The 18779-nt window shown below is 56.5% G+C and carries 19 protein-coding genes; 12 read left to right on the forward strand and 7 right to left on the reverse strand.

What is annotated here, in order from left to right:
- The first annotated feature begins 3 nt into the window (after positions 1 to 3).
- The 5 genes from M3A44_08390 (at position 4) to M3A44_08410 (ending at position 5366) form a co-directional block, all read left to right on the forward strand.
- Complete coding sequence (locus M3A44_08390; GenBank protein ID MEQ6341662.1) at positions 4 to 1515, forward strand: ABC transporter substrate-binding protein; 1512 nt, start codon at positions 4 to 6, stop codon at positions 1513 to 1515.
- A 55-nt stretch (positions 1516 to 1570) separates the two neighbouring features.
- Complete coding sequence (locus tag M3A44_08395) at positions 1571 to 2056, forward strand: L,D-transpeptidase (protein ID MEQ6341663.1); 486 nt, start codon at positions 1571 to 1573, stop codon at positions 2054 to 2056.
- Positions 2057 to 2125: 69 nt separating this feature from the next.
- Positions 2126 to 3055, forward strand: a complete 930-nt coding sequence (locus M3A44_08400) for an ABC transporter permease (GenBank protein MEQ6341664.1) — start codon at positions 2126 to 2128, stop codon at positions 3053 to 3055.
- An 8-nt stretch (positions 3056 to 3063) separates the two neighbouring features.
- Positions 3064 to 3864, forward strand: coding sequence for an ABC transporter permease (locus M3A44_08405; GenBank protein MEQ6341665.1), 801 nt, complete (start codon positions 3064 to 3066; stop codon positions 3862 to 3864).
- A 101-nt stretch (positions 3865 to 3965) separates the two neighbouring features.
- The gene (locus tag M3A44_08410) at positions 3966 to 5366 is read left to right on the forward strand and encodes a PhoH family protein (GenBank protein MEQ6341666.1); all 1401 of its coding nucleotides are present in this window, start codon (positions 3966 to 3968) and stop codon (positions 5364 to 5366) included.
- A 77-nt stretch (positions 5367 to 5443) separates the two neighbouring features.
- Here M3A44_08410 and M3A44_08415 read toward each other — a convergent pair whose 3' ends face one another.
- The 3 genes from M3A44_08415 to M3A44_08425 form a co-directional block, all read right to left on the reverse strand.
- Positions 5444 to 5896 carry an RT0821/Lpp0805 family surface protein gene (locus tag M3A44_08415; protein MEQ6341667.1) on the reverse strand — a complete coding sequence of 151 codons (453 nt, stop codon included), beginning with the start codon at positions 5894 to 5896 and terminating at the stop codon, positions 5444 to 5446.
- A 399-nt stretch (positions 5897 to 6295) separates the two neighbouring features.
- Complete coding sequence (locus tag M3A44_08420; protein ID MEQ6341668.1) at positions 6296 to 8788, reverse strand: FtsX-like permease family protein; 2493 nt, start codon at positions 8786 to 8788, stop codon at positions 6296 to 6298.
- Positions 8785 to 9474: an ABC transporter ATP-binding protein gene (locus M3A44_08425; GenBank protein MEQ6341669.1), complete on the reverse strand. Its 690-nt coding sequence runs from the start codon at positions 9472 to 9474 to the stop codon at positions 8785 to 8787. The genes M3A44_08420 and M3A44_08425 overlap by 4 nt, the downstream gene beginning before the upstream one ends.
- Between M3A44_08425 and M3A44_08430 the strand changes: the two genes are divergently transcribed.
- Positions 9473 to 10087: an arylesterase gene (locus tag M3A44_08430; GenBank protein MEQ6341670.1), complete on the forward strand. Its 615-nt coding sequence runs from the start codon at positions 9473 to 9475 to the stop codon at positions 10085 to 10087. The genes M3A44_08425 and M3A44_08430 overlap by 2 nt on opposite strands.
- Before the next feature lie 7 nt (positions 10088 to 10094).
- On the opposite strand, the gene M3A44_08435 is transcribed toward M3A44_08430, so the two are convergent.
- The 4 genes from M3A44_08435 to petA all read right to left on the reverse strand — a co-directional run bounded on the left by M3A44_08435 (position 10095) and on the right by petA (position 13567).
- Positions 10095 to 10973 (reverse strand): DMT family transporter, encoded by an 879-nt coding sequence (locus M3A44_08435; protein ID MEQ6341671.1) that lies wholly within the window; start codon positions 10971 to 10973, stop codon positions 10095 to 10097.
- An 81-nt stretch (positions 10974 to 11054) separates the two neighbouring features.
- A complete protein-coding gene (locus M3A44_08440; protein MEQ6341672.1) occupies positions 11055 to 11738 on the reverse strand; it encodes a cytochrome c1 in 684 nt (227 codons plus the stop codon).
- Positions 11739 to 11743: 5 nt separating this feature from the next.
- Positions 11744 to 12973, reverse strand: a complete 1230-nt coding sequence (locus M3A44_08445) for a cytochrome b N-terminal domain-containing protein (protein ID MEQ6341673.1) — start codon at positions 12971 to 12973, stop codon at positions 11744 to 11746.
- 12 nt (positions 12974 to 12985) lie between these two features.
- Positions 12986 to 13567, reverse strand: a complete 582-nt coding sequence (gene petA / locus M3A44_08450) for a ubiquinol-cytochrome c reductase iron-sulfur subunit (protein MEQ6341674.1) — start codon at positions 13565 to 13567, stop codon at positions 12986 to 12988.
- Positions 13568 to 13660: 93 nt separating this feature from the next.
- On the opposite strand from petA, the gene M3A44_08455 reads away from it, so the two are divergent.
- The 6 genes from M3A44_08455 to M3A44_08480 all read left to right on the forward strand — a co-directional run bounded on the left by M3A44_08455 (position 13661) and on the right by M3A44_08480 (position 18776).
- Entirely contained in the window at positions 13661 to 14800 is a 1140-nt protein-coding gene (locus M3A44_08455; protein ID MEQ6341675.1) for an MlaE family lipid ABC transporter permease subunit, read from the forward strand.
- Between the two features lie 31 nt (positions 14801 to 14831).
- Positions 14832 to 14969 (forward strand): hypothetical protein, encoded by a 138-nt coding sequence (locus M3A44_08460; protein ID MEQ6341676.1) that lies wholly within the window; start codon positions 14832 to 14834, stop codon positions 14967 to 14969.
- A gap of 15 nt (positions 14970 to 14984) precedes the next feature.
- Positions 14985 to 15779, forward strand: coding sequence for an ATP-binding cassette domain-containing protein (locus M3A44_08465; GenBank protein ID MEQ6341677.1), 795 nt, complete (start codon positions 14985 to 14987; stop codon positions 15777 to 15779).
- On the forward strand, positions 15764 to 16690 hold the full coding sequence (locus M3A44_08470) for an MCE family protein (protein ID MEQ6341678.1): 927 nt from the start codon (positions 15764 to 15766) through the stop codon (positions 16688 to 16690). Before M3A44_08465 ends, M3A44_08470 begins: the two co-directional genes overlap by 16 nt.
- 17 nt (positions 16691 to 16707) lie before the next feature.
- Positions 16708 to 17364, forward strand: coding sequence for an ABC-type transport auxiliary lipoprotein family protein (locus M3A44_08475; protein ID MEQ6341679.1), 657 nt, complete (start codon positions 16708 to 16710; stop codon positions 17362 to 17364).
- Positions 17365 to 17708: 344 nt separating this feature from the next.
- On the forward strand, positions 17709 to 18776 hold the full coding sequence (locus tag M3A44_08480) for an ABC transporter substrate-binding protein (protein ID MEQ6341680.1): 1068 nt from the start codon (positions 17709 to 17711) through the stop codon (positions 18774 to 18776).
- The last annotated feature ends 3 nt before the right edge of the window (positions 18777 to 18779 follow it).

An 18779-nucleotide genomic window follows, 5' to 3' on the forward strand; every position in this document is an offset into this window, starting at 1 on the left:
TTAGTGTTGTTTTTTAACCCGTGCAGGCGGATTTTTCCTGCACTGATTTTCCTGTTTTTGCTGGTGGCGTTGTCCGCCTGTTCCACACCTGCTAATAATAGTGTCTTGCGCTTCGGGCTTGCGAGCGCGCCGGTCAGTCTCGATCCGCGTTTTGCCACTGACGCTGCCTCCACTCGACTCAATCGATTGTTGTACCGGCAATTGGTGGACTTTGACAGCGCATCGTTGCCGGTGCCGTCGCTTGCCGCCTGGCAAGAAATCACGCCCGTGCATTATCGTTTTACGTTGCGGAAAGAGGGAAGGGTATTTCATGACGGCAGCCGTTTGACGGCGACCGACGTAAAGGCCACCTATGACTTCATCCTCGCTCCGCGCAATGCCTCACCGCATCGCGCTTCATTGGAGATGATCGGGAGTATTGAAGCGCCGGATGACAACACCATCGACTTTCATCTAAACAAGCCTGATGCCTTGTTTCCTGCAAAGCTGGTGATCGGCATACTGCCCGCCCGGCTGATTGTTGGCGGGCATCCATTCAATCAAAAGCCGATAGGCAGTGGACCGTTTTCATTCCTTGATTGGCCGGAAGAAGGGCGCTTGCATCTTATCCGTGTTACGGACCGGCAAGCGCTGGAATTTCTTCATGTGCCCGATCCCACCGTGCGCGCCCTCAAGCTGATGCGTGGCGAGATCGATATGCTGCAAAACGACCTGCCGCCCGAACTTGTTAAATACCTCGAAGGTAAAAAAGAGCTACAGGTGCAGCGCGGTAGCGGATCCAACTTCAGTTATCTCGGCTTCAACATGAACGACCCGCTGACCAGCCGGATTGAGGTGCGCCGCGCCATCGCCTATGCCCTGGATCGCGAGGCGATTATTAAATATGTGCTGGGCGGCGCGGCGCGTCCTGCGGGTGCAATGTTCCCGCCCGGTCACTGGGCGGGTGTGCAGGATTTATCCGGCTATCCCCATGATCCGCAGCAGGCGCGCGCGTTGCTCAAACAGGCGGGTTTTGACGCACAACATCCCGTGCATCTCACCTATAAAACCTCCAGCGACCCATTTCGTATCCGCCTGGCCACCATCATCCAAAGTCAGCTCGCCGATGTCGGCATCCATGTCGATCTGCGCAGCTATGACTGGGGCACGTTTTATGGCGATATCAAGGCGGGGCGCTTTCAGATGTTCAGCCTAAGCTGGGTAGGCATCAAAACTCCCGATATCTTTCGCTACGCCTATCACAGCACATCCATCCCGCCCGACGGTGCGAATCGTGGACGTTTCGCCGACAGCAAGGCCGACCGCTTGATTGAAGCGGCCGAGGCTGAGCCGGATCTGGATGCGCAAGCTGAAAAATATCGGGAAATACAGCGCTATTTGCTGGAGCAGTTGCCGTATGTACCGCTGTGGTATGAAGATCACGTTTTTGTGGCGAAGCGCGGCATCACGGGCTATACAGTGGCAGTGGATGGGAATTATGATGGGTTGGTCCATGTAAACGGCCAATCAATGTAGTTGCTGCCGTCAGTCCGCGCTACGGCCTGATATCTAGCAATCGGGGTGCTATCCTGTGTCTGAAAAAACAATCTACATCAACATCGCCGCACAGCGTTTGCAATTGTGGGATGGTGACCGTGTATTACTGGAGTTTCCCGTTTCCACTGCAGCTAATGGCCCGGGCGAACAGTCCGGCACTAATTGCACGCCGCGCGGCTGGCATGTGATCCGCGCCAAAATTGGCGGTGGTTGTGCTCCCGATACGGTGTTTGTGGGCCGTCGCCCCACGGGTGAAATCTATACCCAAGCACTGCGAGAGAAATTTCCGGATCGTGACTGGATACTTACGCGCATTCTCTGGTTGAGTGGAATGGAGGTTGGGAAGAATCGGCTGGGCTGCATTGATACTATGCGCCGCTATATTTATATCCATGGTTCGCCGGATGATGTCTCGATGGGCATTCCCGGATCACATGGCTGTGTGAGAATGCGTAATCAGGATATTGTAGAGTTGTTCGAGCGTGTGGACGCGGGAACAAAGGTATTCATTGAAGAGTGAAATATATAATAGTGCCCGTACATTTATAATGTATTTCAGCCACATGATCTTTTCTTGGCCGCCATCGCTATGCTGAGGTTTATTCTCTCACGCCTGCTGAGTGCCGCCATAGTGGTGATCGGCGTGTCATCCCTGGTGTTTTTCCTGATCCATCTTGTGCCCGGTGACCCGGTGGAAGTGATGCTGGGGGAGTCCGCCCAGCCCGCGGACCGGGCGGCGTTGCGCCACGCGCTGGGCTTGGATCAGCCTGTTCCTGTGCAGCTATTCAATTACTTCAATGGCCTGCTGCATTTTGATCTTGGTACATCGCTGCATAGTCAGCGCCCCATTGCCGAAGTGATGCTGGAGCGCATGCCGGCGACACTGGAACTGGCGGTTGCCGCATTGCTGGTTGCTGTGGTGATTGCCTTTCCCCTCGGTGCGCTGTCGGCTGTGCGCAAAGATACGATACTGGATCATGGCGCCAGGGTCATATCACTGCTTGGTATTTCCATCCCGCACTTCTGGCTGGGGCCGTTGTTGATCCTGGTATTTTCCTTGTGGCTGGGCTGGCTGCCGGTGAGCGGGCGCGAAGGATTCGCCTCGCTGGTGCTGCCCGCGCTGACGCTGGGTACGGCGCTGGCGGCGATCCTGTCGCGTATGGTGCGCGCCACGCTGCTGGAAACACTGAATGAAGATTACATCCGCACCGCGCGCGCCAAGGGGCTTACCGATTACACTGTAGTTTTGCACCATGCTTTACGCAACGCACTGTTGCCGGTGATCACCGTGCTCGGCCTGCAACTCGGTGCGTTGCTGGGGGGCGCGATAGTCACGGAAATGGTATTTTCCTGGCCGGGGCTCGGACAGTTGACCATCGAGGCCATCCACCGGCGCGATTACCCTGTCGTGCAGGCATGTATACTGCTAATCAGCGTGACCTATGTGTTGGTGAATACCCTCACCGATCTTGCCTATGTCTGGCTTGATCCGCGCGTGCGTCTGCACGAGGACACGTAGTGAGGGTGATGCGTCTGGGATTGCCGCTGGGTATCTTGCTGTTGTGGTTGGGCATGGCCATGTTCGGCCCGCTGCTGGATTTACAGCCCGATCATATCGAGCTTTCCCGGATACTTGCCTCGCCCGGCACGGATGCGTGGCTGGGCTACGATGATCTGGGCCGTCCGTTGTGGGATCGTCTTGTCGTTGGTGCGCGCACCTCATTTTTCGTGGCGCTGTGGGTTGTGATGATTTCAGCACTGATGGGCACCGCCATCGGTACGGTCGGCGCCTATGTGGGTGGCGTGTGGGATCATGTGATCGTGCGCATCATCGATATCTTCCTCGCCTTCCCCGGCATCCTGCTCGCCATCGCCATGGCCGGCCTGATGGGGCCAGGCGTCGATAACGTCATCATCGCGTTGAGCACGGTGGGCTGGGTTGGCTTTGCACGGCTGGCGCGCGCCCAGGTGTTGTCCATCAAGCAGCGCCTGCATGTAGAGGCAGCGGTGGCGATGGGCGTGAGGCATGCGCGTATCGTCATGCGTCATGTTCTCCCGTTGACCCTCGCGCCACTAATCGTCGAGGCCAGTTTCGCCGTGGCGGGTGTAGTCATCGCCGAAGCAGGTCTGTCATTCCTGGGGCTGGGCGTTCAGCCGCCAGCCGCCTCGTGGGGCAGCATTATCCGCGACGGCACGCGCTACATGCTGGTTGCGCCGCACATGGTGCTGGCACCGGGCATAATCTTGATGCTGGTGGTGCTCGCCGTCAATCTTCTTGGCGATCACTTGCGCGATTGGGTGGATGTGCGGACTCGGCGGGTTTTGTGAGGTGGCAAATATTTTCGTATTGCCGATAAAGTTAATAGAGCACTTTATCTGGCGCATCGTTTTACACCTTATGTTGTTTTAATCAATGAAGGGGCAAGGCCATGGTAAGAAATAAAGTCACCGGAAAACGTCTTTTTGTGTTGGACACCAACGTCCTGATGCACGATCCCTCAGCACTCTTCCGCTTTCAGGAGCACGATATTTTTCTGCCCATGATGGTGTTGGAAGAGCTTGATAACAACAAACGCGGCCCCTCTGAAGTGGCAAGAAATGCCCGCCAGGCCAGCCGTTTCATGGAAGAATTAATGCGTGGTGGTTTGGAGCAAGGTATGGAGGCGGGCCTCAAGCTGCCTACCTCCGTTAACGCCAGCTTCGAAAGCGGGCGCCTGTTTTTTCAAACCCAGATTTTGTCGCACGACCTACCGCCCAGCCTGCCGGGCAACAAGCCGGACAACACCATACTCGAAACCGTTTTGGCGCTCCAGGACAAGCACACCGACGCGACAGTTATCCTTGTTTCCAAAGATATCAATCTGCGCATCAAGGCCGCAGCGCTGGGCATCCCGGCCGAGGATTATCAAAACGACCAGGTGCTCGATGACCTCACCTTGCTGTATAAAGGCCAGGTTGAGATCGAACCGGAATTCTGGGACCGGCACAGCAAGGAGCTGACCTCCTGGAAGGAAGAGGGACGTACCTTTTACCGGATTTCCGGGCCGGACATCGCGCAGTGGTATCCCAACCAATTGGTGCATGACGGTGCACAGAATGGTTTTGAAGGCATCGTGCGCAGCATTGAGCACGACACTGCTACTGTCGAGATCTGCATCAACTACCGCAGTGCGCACCACGCCGTATGGGGCATCAACGCGCGCAATCGCGAACAGAACTTTGCCCTCAACTTGCTGATGGACCCGGCGATTGATTTTGTCAGCCTTTTAGGTAACGCCGGTACGGGTAAAACGTTGTTGACGCTGGCGGCGGGCCTTGCCCAGGTGCTCGATGAGCGCCGTTATCAGGAGATCATCATGACTCGCGCCACCGTGCCAATGGGCGAGGATATCGGTTTTCTGCCGGGCACAGAAGAGGAAAAGATGGTGCCCTGGATGGGCGCGTTAATGGATAACCTGGAAGTGCTCTCCAGCGCCGATGGCGGTGAATGGGGCCGCGCCGCGACCAACGATCTGCTGCGTCACCGCATCAAGATTCATTCCCTGAACTTCATGCGTGGCCGCACCTTCCTGAAAAAATACGTCATTATCGACGAGGCGCAAAATTTGACATCCAAGCAGATGAAAAGCCTCATCACACGTGCCGGCCCCGGCACTAAAATTGTGTGCATGGGCAACGTCGCACAAATTGACACGCCGTATCTCACCGAGACTACGTCGGGCATTACCTACGTTGTAGACCGCTTCAAGGACTGGGCTCATGGCGGGCACATCACCCTTAAGAGCGGAGAACGCTCACGCCTGGCCGATCACGCGGCGGAGATTTTGTGAAGGTGATTCCACTTCTAAACCAACAATAGGATCGTAGGGTGCGTAGGACGCACCCTACATATTTATTTGTTGTGCCGTTATTTAATGATCTTCCAAGCGCCATCCGGCTGGCGACAAGCGGTGCCAAAGACGTCTTCCTGCTTGCCTCCTACATTGGCCTTCATAGTGAATTCGCGGCATGGACTCTGCTCGACGTCATACGTGCGGGTAGGAGTAATTGTATAGGTGCTACCCGTGTCAGGGTTGCGCCAAGTGGATTGCTGCCCGGTCCTGTTTTGCTCCAATACCTGTGCCGTTCGAATGCGATCATGTTCGTCCATGTGCTGTCCCACGTGAGTGCCTATCATGGCACCGGCCATGGTTCCAAGAATAATGGCGGCGATGCGTCCACCGCCCTCACCAACAGTGGAGCCCACGGCAGCCCCGATGGCTCCACCGACGAGGCCTCCTGCCTGCTCTTGGGTGGCGCATCCACTAGCTAGGATCACAACGAGTGTCCCGGCCGATATCATAGTCGTTAACCTATTCATATCGTTACCTCCGTGTCATGAAAAATATAATGTATCTCCCTTTGAACCCTCATATATCCAGCAGTACAGGCACGAGAAAATATGTCTGATTTGAGTTGTTGGTTTCTTATTTTTCATTTTCTTAACTTGGCCATTCCACATGCTGCCCCACCAAGAGTGCAGTCCAAGGTTTGAGTCTGGTAATCTTGGCGTTCAGCCGTGACTCGACAGACCTGTCTCACAAGTTTAGGGCAACTCTAGCACGCAATGGACAATATTCCTTTGATCTAGATCAAATAAGTCTCAAGTGCTCACAAAAACAGAAGTCATCCGATAACTATCTGTTTTCGCATAGGTGATCCTGCTCCGGCTTTTCGAACACCTTGCTAGCAGATAATCTCTAACCGGATAGGCTGCCGGTCAATAACTGTTCCGCAACACCTCCAAAGGTGGCTTCTGCAAGATGAACCGTGTGCCGAGTAGGCCTGCCAAGCCCACGCCCAACGTGCCACCTACGATCCCGGTTAGCCATATCCACGGATTCAGTGCGAACGGTAGATGAAACACATGGGTAGCCAATAGATATCCCAGCAGTGTGGCGGCGGTGGAGGCTACCAGTCCGGCGAGCAGGCCGAGCACGGCGAATTCTGAAAATAGCCCTGTCAGTAATTGTCCTCGCCGCGCGCCGAGGGTGCGCAGGATGGCGCTTTCGTGGATGCGTTCATCCAGCGTGGCCTGGATGGCGGCATATAACACCAGCAGACCCGCCATAACGGTAAACAGGAACACGTATTCCACGGCAAGGCTGACGCGCTCCATGATCAGGCGCACCTGGGCCATGATCGCGGCCACGTCGATCACGGTGACGTTGGGAAACGCCTTGACCAGCTTATTCATCAGGTCCGGTTTGTTCTGCGGCACATAGAGACTGGTGATGTAGCTGGCGGGATAACCGTCGAGTGCGCCGGGTGGTGCCATCACAAAGAAATTGGCGCGCATCGAATCCCATTCCACCTTGCGCAGGCTGGTGACCTTGGCAGTGAACTCTTCTCCGCCGATCAAATAGCGCAGCGTGTCGCCGAGGTTAATCCCCAGCGTTTTGGCAAGCCCTTCTTCCACTGATAAGAAACGTTTGCCGTAATCTTTGGCACTCCACCAGTGCCCGGCAACGAGCTGGTTGTCGGACTGCATGTGTGCGCCCCAGGACAGGTTGAATTCGCGCGATACCAGACGTTGCGCGTGTTCGTCGGTATACGTGTTCGCGGATATCGCTTTATCATTGATGCCGATGAGGCGTGCGCGGATCATGGGAAACAGCATGGGTTCAGTGCCGTTCTCTCGCGCCAAAAAGGTGTGTATGGCAGGCACTTGATCAGGCTGGATATTAATAAGGAAGCGGTTCGGTGCATCGGCAGGCAGGCTCTTCTGCCAGTCCTTGAGCAAGTCGCCGCGCACCAGGGTGAGTAGCAGCAATGCCATGATGCCAATGCCGAAACCCAGGATTTGCACTACGCTGCCCTGTGCGCGGCGCGTGATGTTGGCGATGCCGAAGCGCCACGCCACACCGGCACGGCGGCGCAACAGGCGCAGTGCATTGATCAACGCCAAGGCGAATACGGTGAGCACTAGCAGTGCGGCAGCGGTTCCTCCCAGTACGTAAGCGCCGAGTTTAAGGTCTCCAGCCTGCCATAGCATGAGTGCCGCCAGCGCCATTACTCCAAATCCATAGGCAGCAAGGCTGCTTGCCGGGGGGGCACCAATGTCGCGCCGCAATACACGGAGCGGTGGCACACGCTTGAGATGCAGCAGCGGTGGCAGGGCAAAGCCGGTGAGGGTAATCATGCCGGTGAGCACGCCGAATACCACAGGCTGCAATGAGGGCGGCGGTAGTTCGGCGGTCACCATTGTCCCCAGCACCTGTGCCAGCACACCCTGTGCCGCATAGCCCAGCATGCAGCCGGCCAGGCTGGCGGCCAGTCCCAGAAAAAGAATCTGGTATACGTAAATGCGTGTGATGTCCGCCTGCACCGCCCCCAGGCAGCGCATCATGGCGCAATTATCGAGATGGCGTGTCATGAAGCGGCGCGTGGCAATGGCTACGGCGACGCCCGCCAGCATCACGCTGACCAGCGCCGCCAGGCCGAGAAAGCTCTGCGCGCGGTTCAGCGCGGTACGCAGTTCGGGGCGGGCATCTTCCACGCCTTCGATGCGTTCGCCTGGTTTCAAATGTTTCGTGATTGCGGAGCGGTAGGCCGCAATATTAATTGCCTCGCCCGCCACCAGCAGCCGGTAGCGGATGCGGCTGGCAGGCTGCACCAGTTGGGTGTTGGGCAGGTCGGCCAGATTGAGCATCAGGCGCGGTGCGATGCTGAACAGATCACCGCCCCGTGCGGGTTCGCGGGTAAGCACCGCCGCGATAGTGAGCTGCGCCTCACCCACACTGATACGGTCGCCGACCGCAATAGCGAGCGGGGCAAGCAGTCCTGCGTCCAGCCATACCGTGCCCGGCTGGGGGATGCCGGAGGCGGGTGCGTCGGGCATAAAGCGCTGCGGCGCGATGTGCAGTTTCCCCCGCAATGGATAGCCATCGCTCACCGCCTTGATTTCCGCCAGATGGGTTTTTTCGCCCGCGACTACCATGCTGGGGAAATCCAGTGTTTCGGCGCTGCGTAGATTATTCTGATGCGCGATTGAACGCAGCTCATTTGCCAGCGGGTGATCCGAGGCGATCAACAGATCCGCACCCAGCAGGTCGTTAGCCTGACGGTGCAGCGCCTGGTCGATGCGGTCTGTGAAAAACCCCACAGCCGTGACGCTGGTAACAGCGACGATGAGCGCCAGCGCCAGCGCACGCAGCTCGCCGGCGCGCCAGTCACGCCGCAGCATGCGCATGGCCAGCGCGAGTGTGTTCATGCTTCCACCTTCAATCTGCCAGTTTCCAGTTCGAGACGCCGGTTGCAGCGCCGCGCAAGTGTCTCGTCATGGGTCACCAGAACCAGGGTCGTGGCCAGTTCCTGATTGATTTCGAACAGCAGATCGGCCACGCGCTTGCCAGTGGCGCGGTCGAGGTTGCCGGTCGGTTCGTCGGCGAACAGCAACTTCGGTTGTGGTGCGAAGGCGCGCGCAATCGCCACACGCTGCTGTTCACCGCCCGACAATTGTTTGGGGTAGTGATTCCTGCGCGCGTCCAGCCCCACGCGTGCCAGCACTGCCCGTGCCGCATCACGCGCGTCGTCTCGCCCGGCGAGTTCCAGCGGCAGCATCACATTCTCCAGCGCGGTGAGATTGGGCAGCAGTTGAAACGACTGGAAGACAAAGCCGATCATCGCCCCACGCAGGCGGGCGCGGCCATCCTCATTCAGTGCGAACAAGTCTGTGCCATCAATCCATACCTTGCCGCGGCTCGGGGTGTCCAAGCCTGCCAACAACCCAAGCAAGGTGGACTTGCCGGAACCCGAGGTGCCTATAATCGCCACGGCCTCACCCGGTACAATGGTAAGATCTATGTCATGCAGTAGCACCAGCTCACCTTCCGGGCTGTTGACCTGCTTGGCTAAATTTTCCGCCCGCACGATCGGGTAAGAGGAACCATCGGGCATGTTCAATAGACTCCTGTTGCTGATTTTTTTTGCAATTCCATTCTCCAGTAGTGCGGCGCCTGCGCCCATTATTTTAGTGCTGGGTGACAGTTTAAGCGCAGGGTATGGCATAGATCAAAATTCAGGCTGGGTATCCTTGTTGCAACAGCGCCTCACCGAACGCTCGCGCAATTACCGGGTCATCAACGCCAGCATCAGCGGTGAAACCACGAGCGGTGGGCTGGCGCGCATCGGGCAAGTCCTGAAAATCCATCAGCCGGCCATTGTGATTGTCGAGCTGGGCGCCAACGACGGCTTGCGTGGCCTGCCACTGGATGAAATGCGCAGCAACCTCGCCACCATCATCGAACAGAGCCGCAGGGGTGATGCCCAGGTGCTGTTGGTGGGAATGCGTCTGCCTCCCAACTATGGCCTGAGTTATACCCAGAAGTTCCATGAGACCTACGTGGATCTTGCCACACGCTACCGCGTTCCGCTCGTACCGTTCCTGCTGGAAGGTGTCGCCACCGATTTCTCGCTTATGCAGGGTGACGGCTTGCATCCTGCTGCCGCTGCCCAACCAAGGGTTCTGGACAACGTGTGGAAATATTTGCAGGGTATGCTGCGGAAATAGAGCAGGCCTATTTGCTTCCATTGATCGCTGCGGCGGCCATCCCCTCGCGCCGTAGCGCCATGATTCCCGCAAGGCATACCAGCAGCGCTCCTGCCAGAGTCAAAGCATCCGGTTTTTCGCCCCACAACATCCAGCCTAAAAGTGCGGCAAACACCACCGCGCTATAGGTGAAAGGGCCAATGAAGGCGGCCGGCGCCAAGGCATAGCAGCGTGTGAGCAGCAACTGCCCCGCTGTGGCGAATATCCCTGCAACGGCCAATAAGCCCCATAGTGTTGGCTCGGGCGTCCGCCAGCCCCACAGCAGAGGTAAGGCGGACACCACAATGCTGATAGTGCTGAAGTAAAACACGATGCGTGTAGTCGGCTCGGTTTCTGCCATGCGCCGGATATTGACCACTGCGAGCGCCGCCAGTGCGCCCGAGGCCAGGCCGATCAAGGTGGCTGGCGAAAATAGCCCCATGCCGGGCCTGAGAATCAGCGTAATTCCGGCAAATCCCACGGCTATCGCCACCCACAGTACACGTCCCACTTTCTCGCGCAGCCAGAGCAGGGCGATAAAAGGCGTAAACAGCGGCGCGGTAAAATTTAGCAGCACCGCTGCGGCAAGATGCAGGTGAGCAATGGCATAGAAAAAGCAATACATTGCCGCCAGTCCGGCCAGCGAGCGCATCAAATGCGAACCAAAATGCTGTGTCGCCAACGCCTTGACGCCACCACGCAATAGCCAGGGGAGGAGGGCGAGAAAGCCAAAGAAATTGCGGAAAAACACCACCATTTCATTGGGTAGATGCGCTGATACTGTTTTGATGGTGGCGCCCATGGCGGCGAACATCAAGGCGGCGGCGATGGCTAACATGGCGCCACGGGCACGGTTTTCAGGATACATGAGCCGTAGATTTTTTTCGGTGCTTTGCCATGGAAACCTTTCTTGAAGCTCCTGAAAAAGCCATGTGCAGTGTAACAGGCGTTAGAGATCGGCTTTGGTGGCGTATTTCGTGGGCGTCGGCGCAAGACGGCGCCAAATCTTTCTTTTGAGCAGATAGAGCAATCCTGTAAGAACTAGCAAATAGCTGATGACGTAGTAGCCAAGATGACGACGTTCATTGGCATGGGGGTCTGCTGCCCAGTTTAAAAACGCCGCCACCTCGGTGGCTTTGGTTTGCAGCTCATGCCGCGCAGCAGGATCATTTGCACTACCTGCGCCAAGGATGTCAGGCATTTTGACACCCGGGAACAGCCGGTTATTGGTGTTTCCGGCGGAGTCTTGGTAAAAGCTGGTAAGCAGTGTGTAGATATAACGCGGCCCTCCGTCGCGAGCTTTGGCCATCAAGGAGAGATCCGGTGGTATTTTTCCATAGGCGGCCAGGCTGGCCTCGGGGGGTGTTTGGCTGATCAGGGCTGCCCCCAGGGCACTGTCGGCACGCATCTCGTCGACCTCTTGTTTCGTAAATCCTAACGCCAGCAGGTCGTGATAGGTGACATATTTCAAATCATGACAACCCATGCAGGTGCCGACGGCGGTCTGCGCGCCACGTTTCAGTACCTCAGGGTTATCCGGGATGGTGACATCGGCAAGCTTCGTGGGTTCGGCCCATGCGCCCATGCAAGGCAACATAAGCATGAATAGCAGACTATAACGAGAAAGACGCATCGTACTCACTGTCCTACGCCGCGCTGGGATGCTTCGCTGGCAAGGATTTCCTGCACAGCGGGCGGCAATCCGCGTGCGCGCAGCCAGCGTTCTTCCCAGATGGAGGCGAAAGGCAGAATCAGGAATATGCCAAAATAGATAAATGTGGCAATTCGGTCGATAGACACTACAGAGCCCAACGGCGGCTGGCCACCCACATAGGCAAGCACTATGATATCCAGCACGAATACGTAAAACAGGAATCGATAGATCGGCCGGTAACGCGCTCCTCCTGGTATTTTTGAACGGTCCAGGAAAGGCAGGGCACCATAGATTAGAATTGACAGCGCCATGGCAACGACTCCACCCAAGGCGTCAGGTACAGCACGCAGGATGGCGTAAAATGGTAGGAAATACCATTCCGGTGCTATATGGGCGGGCGTATGCAAAGGATTTGCAGGAATATTGTTTTCTGTTTCGATGAAGAAATCAGGCTTGAAGAACAAGAAGGCACAAAAAACGATAAGGAATATGCCCAGTCCGAAGAAATCTTTAATGGTGAAATACGGGTGAAAGGGGATGTTGTCCTTGGCTCTAAGGTTGATGCCCGAAGGATTGCTGCTCTTCACGCTGTGCAGCGCGATAAGGTGAATGAATACCATGGCGAAGATCACGAAAGGAAGCAGATAATGCAATGCAAAAAATCGCGTGAGCGTAGGGTCGCCGACAGCAAAGCCGCCCCGCAGCCAGATCACGATCTGATCGCCGACGAAGGGTGTTGCGCCGAACAGGGCGGTAATCACTTGAGCGCCCCAATATGACATTTGTCCCCACGGTAGCAGATAGCCCATAAAGGCGGTCGCCATTATCGTCAGCAATATGATCTGGCCAGACCACCACATCAGTTCGCGTGGCGCACGATAAGACCCATAGTATAGAGTGCGTGCCATGTGGAGATAGATCACCACAAAAAAGGCCGAAGCGCCTGTTGAATGCATGTAGCGCAACAGCCAGCCGTAGTTAACGTTGCGCATGATGTGCTGCACGGAATCGAAAGCGAGAGCCGTGTCCGGTTTGTAGTGCATCGCCAGGAAAAGGCCGCTCACCACCTGCAGAACTAGCACAAAACCAGCGAGAAAACCGAAGTTCCACCAGTAGCTGAGGTTGCGGGGCGTCGGATATTCGGTAAGTTCGTGCTTGATGAATGAGCTGAGTGGAAAGCGCTGGTCGATCCATGCGATGACACGGTTGGACATGGGTGGTTCCCTTTATGACTTGCCGATCACAATCTTGTCGGCGCTAGCGAAGGTATAGGGAGGGATGTCAAGATTGCGTGGCGCTGGGCCACTGAGAATGCGTCCGCTATTGTCATAGACACTGCCATGGCAGGGACAGAGCCACCCTTCGGAATTTTTGTTGGGGATGCAACCCATGTGGGTACACAGCGCTATCACGACCAACCATTGCGGATTTTTAACGCGCTGCCCATCAGGTTGCGGGTCCTTGCCGCCATTCGATGCGGCCATCGCGGCGATTTCATCGGGTGTGCGATGCAGGATGAAAATGGGCTTTCCCTGCCAGGCGACGGTTTGCATCTGGCCGGTAGCGATGCTGCTCAGATCGACGTCGGTATTTGCCTCCGCCAGCACGTCTGTGCTCGGGTTCATACTGCTAATGAAGGGCCAGCAGGCCGTCACGGCACCAGCGGTTGCTACCGCTGCTGTCACTGTACCAAGAAAATCGCGCCGTGCGGGGTTCCGCAGATCATTATCATCGTCGCTGGTTGCTGTCACACCTTGGTCTCCACCGCTGTTTACAGCACAGATGACATACGCCACTTCAATTTTCATTTTAACACACTCCATAGTCGCTATAATCGTTTTCAATCCTTCTAAAAATTCATGTTCTACCCTAGGGACGGACCTGGCTAAGGTGACGAGTCGATGACAACCGAGCAATGCTCTTATTCCCCGTCCAGTCCTGCCGCCCAAGTTGTTGCATCATCTCATGAGGTGCGTTGCAGTGGGGTTTGGACGATTCGCGAAGCGCGGCATCTGGAACGGCAATTTGCAACTATGACATGGCCCGCCAGCGCGCAAGTGATTGTCGATGGTTCTGCGGTTACGGCGATGGATACAGCCGGGGCCTGGCTGCTGCACCGTGCCATTCGCTCGCTTGAACGGGCAGGCCACAACGTGAAACTGGAAGGCCTGCGTCCCGAATTTCAGTCATTGCTGCAGATCATTCAGGCTCAAACGATGGAGGCTGATGGGGCCACGGTTGCTCGGCCAGTAATCCTGGAGCGAATCGGGCGCCTGGCGTGGGAGCGCTGGGAGCATATTTTAGCAATGCTTTCCTTCGTGGGCGAAACAGCGCTCACGCTTATGCGTGCCATATTCCAGCCAAGACGCATTCGCTGGCGTCCTGTCTTATATAATCTTCAGACCTCAGGTTTCTATGCGTTGCCCATCGTAGGGTTGCTTTCATTCCTCATGGGGATCGTAATCGCTTACCAGGGGGCAGGGCAGTTAAGCCGTTATGGTGCGAGTATTTTTATCGCGGATCTGGTTGGTTTGTCGATGTTGCGCGAACTTTCCCCTCTGCTTACGGCGATCATTGTCGCAGGCCGCTCTGGATCCGCCTATGCGGCGCAAATTGGTACCATGAAGATAACGGAGGAGGTCGATGCCCTGCGCACCATTGGCATCTCGCCAATCGAACAGCTGGTGTTGCCAAAGCTCCTGGCGCTGCTCATTGCGTTACCGCTGCTCAGCGTCTTTGCAGACGTCCTCGGCGTGTTCGGTGGCATGGTAATGGCAAAAACTCAATTAAATGTGGGGTACGGCGATTTTCTGAATCGTCTGGGTGATGCTGTTACTCTGTCGTCATATCTGGTCGGGGTAGGGAAGGCGCCCGTATTCGCCGCCATCATCGCCGTGGTCGGCTGTTTCCGCGGTTTTCAGGTGAGTGGCAGTGCCGATAGCGTAGGCCGGGAGACCACGGTCAGTGTCGTTCAGTCGATTTTTCTGGTTATCGTCGCCGATGCCCTTTTTTCCGTCGTCTTCAATTGGCTGGATCTATAATCCTAAAAACCTCAGTTGGAGCCTACTGCGAATGCCTAATGCACCGAATCTGCGCGAGAAAATCGCAAAATCTATCCTCACCGTAGCGGATGGCTACGGCTGCGGAATATTTTGCGATTTTCTCGCCCATCTTCAGCACCTTAGTCATTCTCGCTACGACCCCAACTGAGGCTTTTAGGATAATATGAACGAAACGGAGCAAGCGCAACAGCCCATCATTCAGGTGACAGACCTGTGCACCCGTTTCGGCGACGCTGTGGTGCATGAGAACCTGAGCATGCAGGTCAGGCGCGGGGAGATCTTTGCCCTGGCTGGCGGCAGCGGCTCTGGCAAGTCGACCTTGCTGCGAGAGATCATCATGCTGCAACGCCCTGTGTCGGGCTCGATACGGGTATTCGGCCAGGAGGTGGTTGGGCTTGACGATCAAGCGGCTTTGCCGCTGCGCCGACGCTGGGGTGTCATGTTCGAGCGCGGTGCATTGTTCAGCGCGCTGACGGTTGCGGAAAATGTAGGCATGCCGCTGCGCGAACACATGCAGCTAAGCGACGAATTGACCGATGACCTGGCTGCCCTCAAGATCGCACTGGCCGGTTTACCGGCGAGCGCCGGTGTCAAGTATCCCAATGAGTTGAGCGGGGGTATGCGGAAACGCGCGGCGCTGGCGCGTGCCATTGCGCTCGATCCGGAGTTGCTGTTCCTTGACGAACCCACGGCGGGACTTGATCCTTCGAGCGCGAGCGGGTTCGATGAGTTGGTGCGGCACTTGAAAGAACTCCTGGGTTTGACCATTATGCTGGTGACCCACGATCTCGACCTGTTGTGGCGTGTTGCGGACCGTGTCGCGATATTGGGTGACAGGCGTGTGCTCGCGGTAGGGACGATGGAAGAGCTATCAGAATCGGAGCATCCTATTGTTCGTGAGTATTTCTATGGGCCACGGGGGCGGACAGCGCGGAACCAGGCATGGAAACGAAAGTAAACTACGCCATAGTCGGGCTATTTGTACTGGCGCTGATGGCTACATTGGCCGCTGGCGTGCTTTGGTTCGCCTCCGGCAAACAGTACGGTAAAACCTATGACCTTTACGTAACGTACATGACTGAATCCGTATCTGGACTGAGCCTCAATGCGCCAGTGAAATACCGGGGCGTTGAAGTTGGTCTGGTACGGAAAATATCCCTAGACGTGGCAAACCCAGAGCAAGTGCGTCTGGAGCTGGCCATCGAACGCGGCACACCCATCAAGACCGATGTCAGGGCCATGTTGAGGCTCCAGGGATTAACCGGAATCGCCTATGTGGAGCTGGAGGGCGGAAGTCATGAAGCACAAATGCTCACATCGACAATAAATGGTGAGCCACCGGTGATCCAGAGCGGGAAATCCTTCCTGGCGCGCCTGGATACCGGGGTAAGCACGCTGCTGACCAATCTCAACCGGACGTCGGAGAATCTCAACACACTCCTGGATGAGAAAAACCAGCGTATGCTGAGCCAGACGCTCACTGATCTTGCTGCTTTGTCCCACCAGATCGCCTCACAGCGAGAGACGCTCAACGCTATGCTGACCAATGCGGGGCGTACCGTAGAGAACAGCGCCCGTGCGAGTTCAGAGTTAACGGGCCTGATCGGGCGGATGGGCCGGAGTGCCGATGCTATGGAAAAAATGGCAGTGGAGGTCGGCCGTGCGAGTGTTAGCACTCGCCAGACAGCAGAGAGTATGGGAAGTGACATGCATCGATTTACAGGGGAAGCGTTGCCTGAGTTACAGACGCTGCTCATGGATATGCAGGGGCTAACCACCTCTGCCCGGCGGGTAATAGACGAATTGGAACGGAACCCGGAAATGCTGGTGAGGGGGAAAGAGCTTCCGCCGCCGGGGCCTGGAGAGTAAAAAGAAGAGAAACCATCATGCCTAGATCGCATCACTCCTGGATCACGGGACGCCTCCTTCTCACATCATGCCTGGTCTTGCTCGTGGCATGCACGTCGCTGCAACCGGTGAAGCCGCAGTCGATCACCACGTTTTCGCTTAATCCCGAGCTGCCTCTTGCAAACGCCGCAAGGTCTGATGCTCTCACGATAGCGGTCAGCGCGCCACGCGCCATGCCTGGCTTCGACACCTCGCGCATGGCATACGTAAACAAGCCGCTGGAGTTATCCTATTTCTCAAGGAACCAATGGGTAGATGCCCCGGCACGTATGATCGCGCCTCATTTGGTCAGAGCGTTAGAGCGCAGCGGCCACTTCCTTGCAGTGGTGGAGTCGCCGAATTCCATAGTGACGGACTTAAAACTGGACAGTGAACTCATTCGCCTGCAGCAGGATTTCACCACGAACCCAAGCAAAGTACGCCTCACGCTACGCGCACAGGTTGTGGATGTTGCAGAGGGGAAGGTGCTCGGCACCCGTGAATTCGATGCAACTGAACCAGCTCCCAGTGATGATCCCTATGGCGGCGTAATTGCGGCCAACAAAGCTCTCGCACGAGTACTTGTCCCACTGGCCGAGTTTTGCGGTAATGTCTCGGCTGAAAAGCGCAAGGATACAAGTTCCGCTCAGCGCTAGTGTCGTGAATCATAAATATCGAAACATAAAATGGCGTCTTTTTCCGCATGGCGGCGTTGCTCGTCGTTGCCATAGAGTCGGCTATTGTAGCCTCCTCGCGCCTTGCCTTGCGAAAAAATCCATTCATTTTATCTTGTTTCGATATTTATGATTCACGACACTAGTGGTCTCTGACTGAACACGCCAGCGTGCGCAAGCATAGCTTGTCAATGAGTGGAGCGTATTGCACCGTTTTTAATTCGACTTTTCGCGTGATGGCAGCAAATTGACAAAGCCTCTGATTAAAGTCGTTCTATTAGCCGCCGATAATCAACAGTGTGCGCCTTTTCAGAGGCGCGGCACTGGTGAGGGCCAACGGTGCTAGCCCGCCTGCCGCATCATTGCAAGATGCGAATCGGGACAAGACGGTGAATGACACAGGAATGGGCACGGATAGGGATATGCACAGCATCGGAGCGGACAGGCCAGCAATCGGGTGTAGTGGCGCACGGTACCGTATTTTCCGCCTATTCTGGCTCGCCGTGGGATGCGGATTGGCCGGTTCAGGAGTGGCCGCCGAGGTTGCGATTATCAAGGCCGCTGATATTTTGCCCTACCAAGAGGCAGTGGCGGGATTCAAAGAGAAGTTCAGCGGTCAGGTCACCGAGTACGTGCTGGCCCCGGGCGACGGTGTTGAGAACGCATTACAGGAAGGTTTGCGTAAGAACAGGATAGATATCATGTTGTCATTGGGTACTGATGCCCTCGCGCTAGCCAAACGCCATGTCAATACTGTCCCTGTGGTGTACGGTTTTGTCCTTGATCCCGGTGCGGCACTGGCGGGCATGGCCGCGCCGGAACGCGCACGCATCGCGGGACTGTCGATGAATGTTCCCGCGCATGCCCAGTTCACTGCCCTGCTCAAGATTCGGCCGGGGACCAAGAAGGTCGGCGTGGTTTATGACCCGGGTCGCTCGCAGGCGCTGGTAGACGAGGCGCGCGGTGCCGCCCGTGCCTTGGGCATGACGCTGGTGGATCGTCCCATCAAGTCCGCCGCAGAGGCCATCGACGCCTATACCGCGCTACGCGGCGAGGCGGATGTCATGTGGATGGTGCCTGATGCCACGGCGATTTCACCGGAGTCGTTAAAGTTTCTCATGCTGTTCTCGCTGCGTAATAATTTTCCCGTTATCGGCATCGCCGACAAGTACGTCAAGATGGGCGCGTTATTTGCCTTGTCGTTCGATGCGAAAGACATCGGGCGCCAAGCCGCCGAACTCGCGATCCGCTTGCTGGACGGTATCCCGGCCGCGCCATTGGCCTCTGTGGCGCCGCGTAAGCTTGCCATGTCGATCAATCTAAAGAGTGCCACCAGTCTGGGGATCAGCGTGCCGCAAGACGTGATCGACACCGCCACTGTAGTCTACCGCTAGTGT

Source organism: Gammaproteobacteria bacterium, assembly GCA_040183005.1.
Taxonomy (GTDB): domain Bacteria; phylum Pseudomonadota; class Gammaproteobacteria.

Bases quoted from the DNA above. Each gene is read 5' to 3' on its own strand.
- M3A44_08400 (MEQ6341664.1), top strand. From the start codon at position 2,126: ATGCTGAGGTTTATTCTCTCACGCCTGCTGAGTGCCGCCATAGTGGTG.
- M3A44_08405 (MEQ6341665.1), top strand. From the start codon at position 3,064: ATGCGTCTGGGATTGCCGCTGGGTATCTTGCTGTTGTGGTTGGGCATG.
- M3A44_08410 (MEQ6341666.1), top strand. From the start codon at position 3,966: ATGGTAAGAAATAAAGTCACCGGAAAACGTCTTTTTGTGTTGGACACC.
- M3A44_08415 (MEQ6341667.1), bottom strand. From the start codon at position 5,896: ATGAATAGGTTAACGACTATGATATCGGCCGGGACACTCGTTGTGATC.
- M3A44_08420 (MEQ6341668.1), bottom strand. From the start codon at position 8,788: ATGAACACACTCGCGCTGGCCATGCGCATGCTGCGGCGTGACTGGCGC.
- M3A44_08430 (MEQ6341670.1), top strand. From the start codon at position 9,473: ATGTTCAATAGACTCCTGTTGCTGATTTTTTTTGCAATTCCATTCTCC.
- M3A44_08425 (MEQ6341669.1), bottom strand. From the start codon at position 9,474: ATGCCCGATGGTTCCTCTTACCCGATCGTGCGGGCGGAAAATTTAGCC.
- M3A44_08435 (MEQ6341671.1), bottom strand. From the start codon at position 10,973: ATGTATCCTGAAAACCGTGCCCGTGGCGCCATGTTAGCCATCGCCGCC.
- M3A44_08440 (MEQ6341672.1), bottom strand. From the start codon at position 11,738: ATGCGTCTTTCTCGTTATAGTCTGCTATTCATGCTTATGTTGCCTTGC.
- M3A44_08445 (MEQ6341673.1), bottom strand. From the start codon at position 12,973: ATGTCCAACCGTGTCATCGCATGGATCGACCAGCGCTTTCCACTCAGC.
- petA (MEQ6341674.1), bottom strand. From the start codon at position 13,567: ATGAAAATTGAAGTGGCGTATGTCATCTGTGCTGTAAACAGCGGTGGA.
- M3A44_08455 (MEQ6341675.1), top strand. From the start codon at position 13,661: ATGACAACCGAGCAATGCTCTTATTCCCCGTCCAGTCCTGCCGCCCAA.
- M3A44_08460 (MEQ6341676.1), top strand. From the start codon at position 14,832: ATGCCTAATGCACCGAATCTGCGCGAGAAAATCGCAAAATCTATCCTC.
- M3A44_08465 (MEQ6341677.1), top strand. From the start codon at position 14,985: ATGAACGAAACGGAGCAAGCGCAACAGCCCATCATTCAGGTGACAGAC.
- M3A44_08470 (MEQ6341678.1), top strand. From the start codon at position 15,764: ATGGAAACGAAAGTAAACTACGCCATAGTCGGGCTATTTGTACTGGCG.
- M3A44_08475 (MEQ6341679.1), top strand. From the start codon at position 16,708: ATGCCTAGATCGCATCACTCCTGGATCACGGGACGCCTCCTTCTCACA.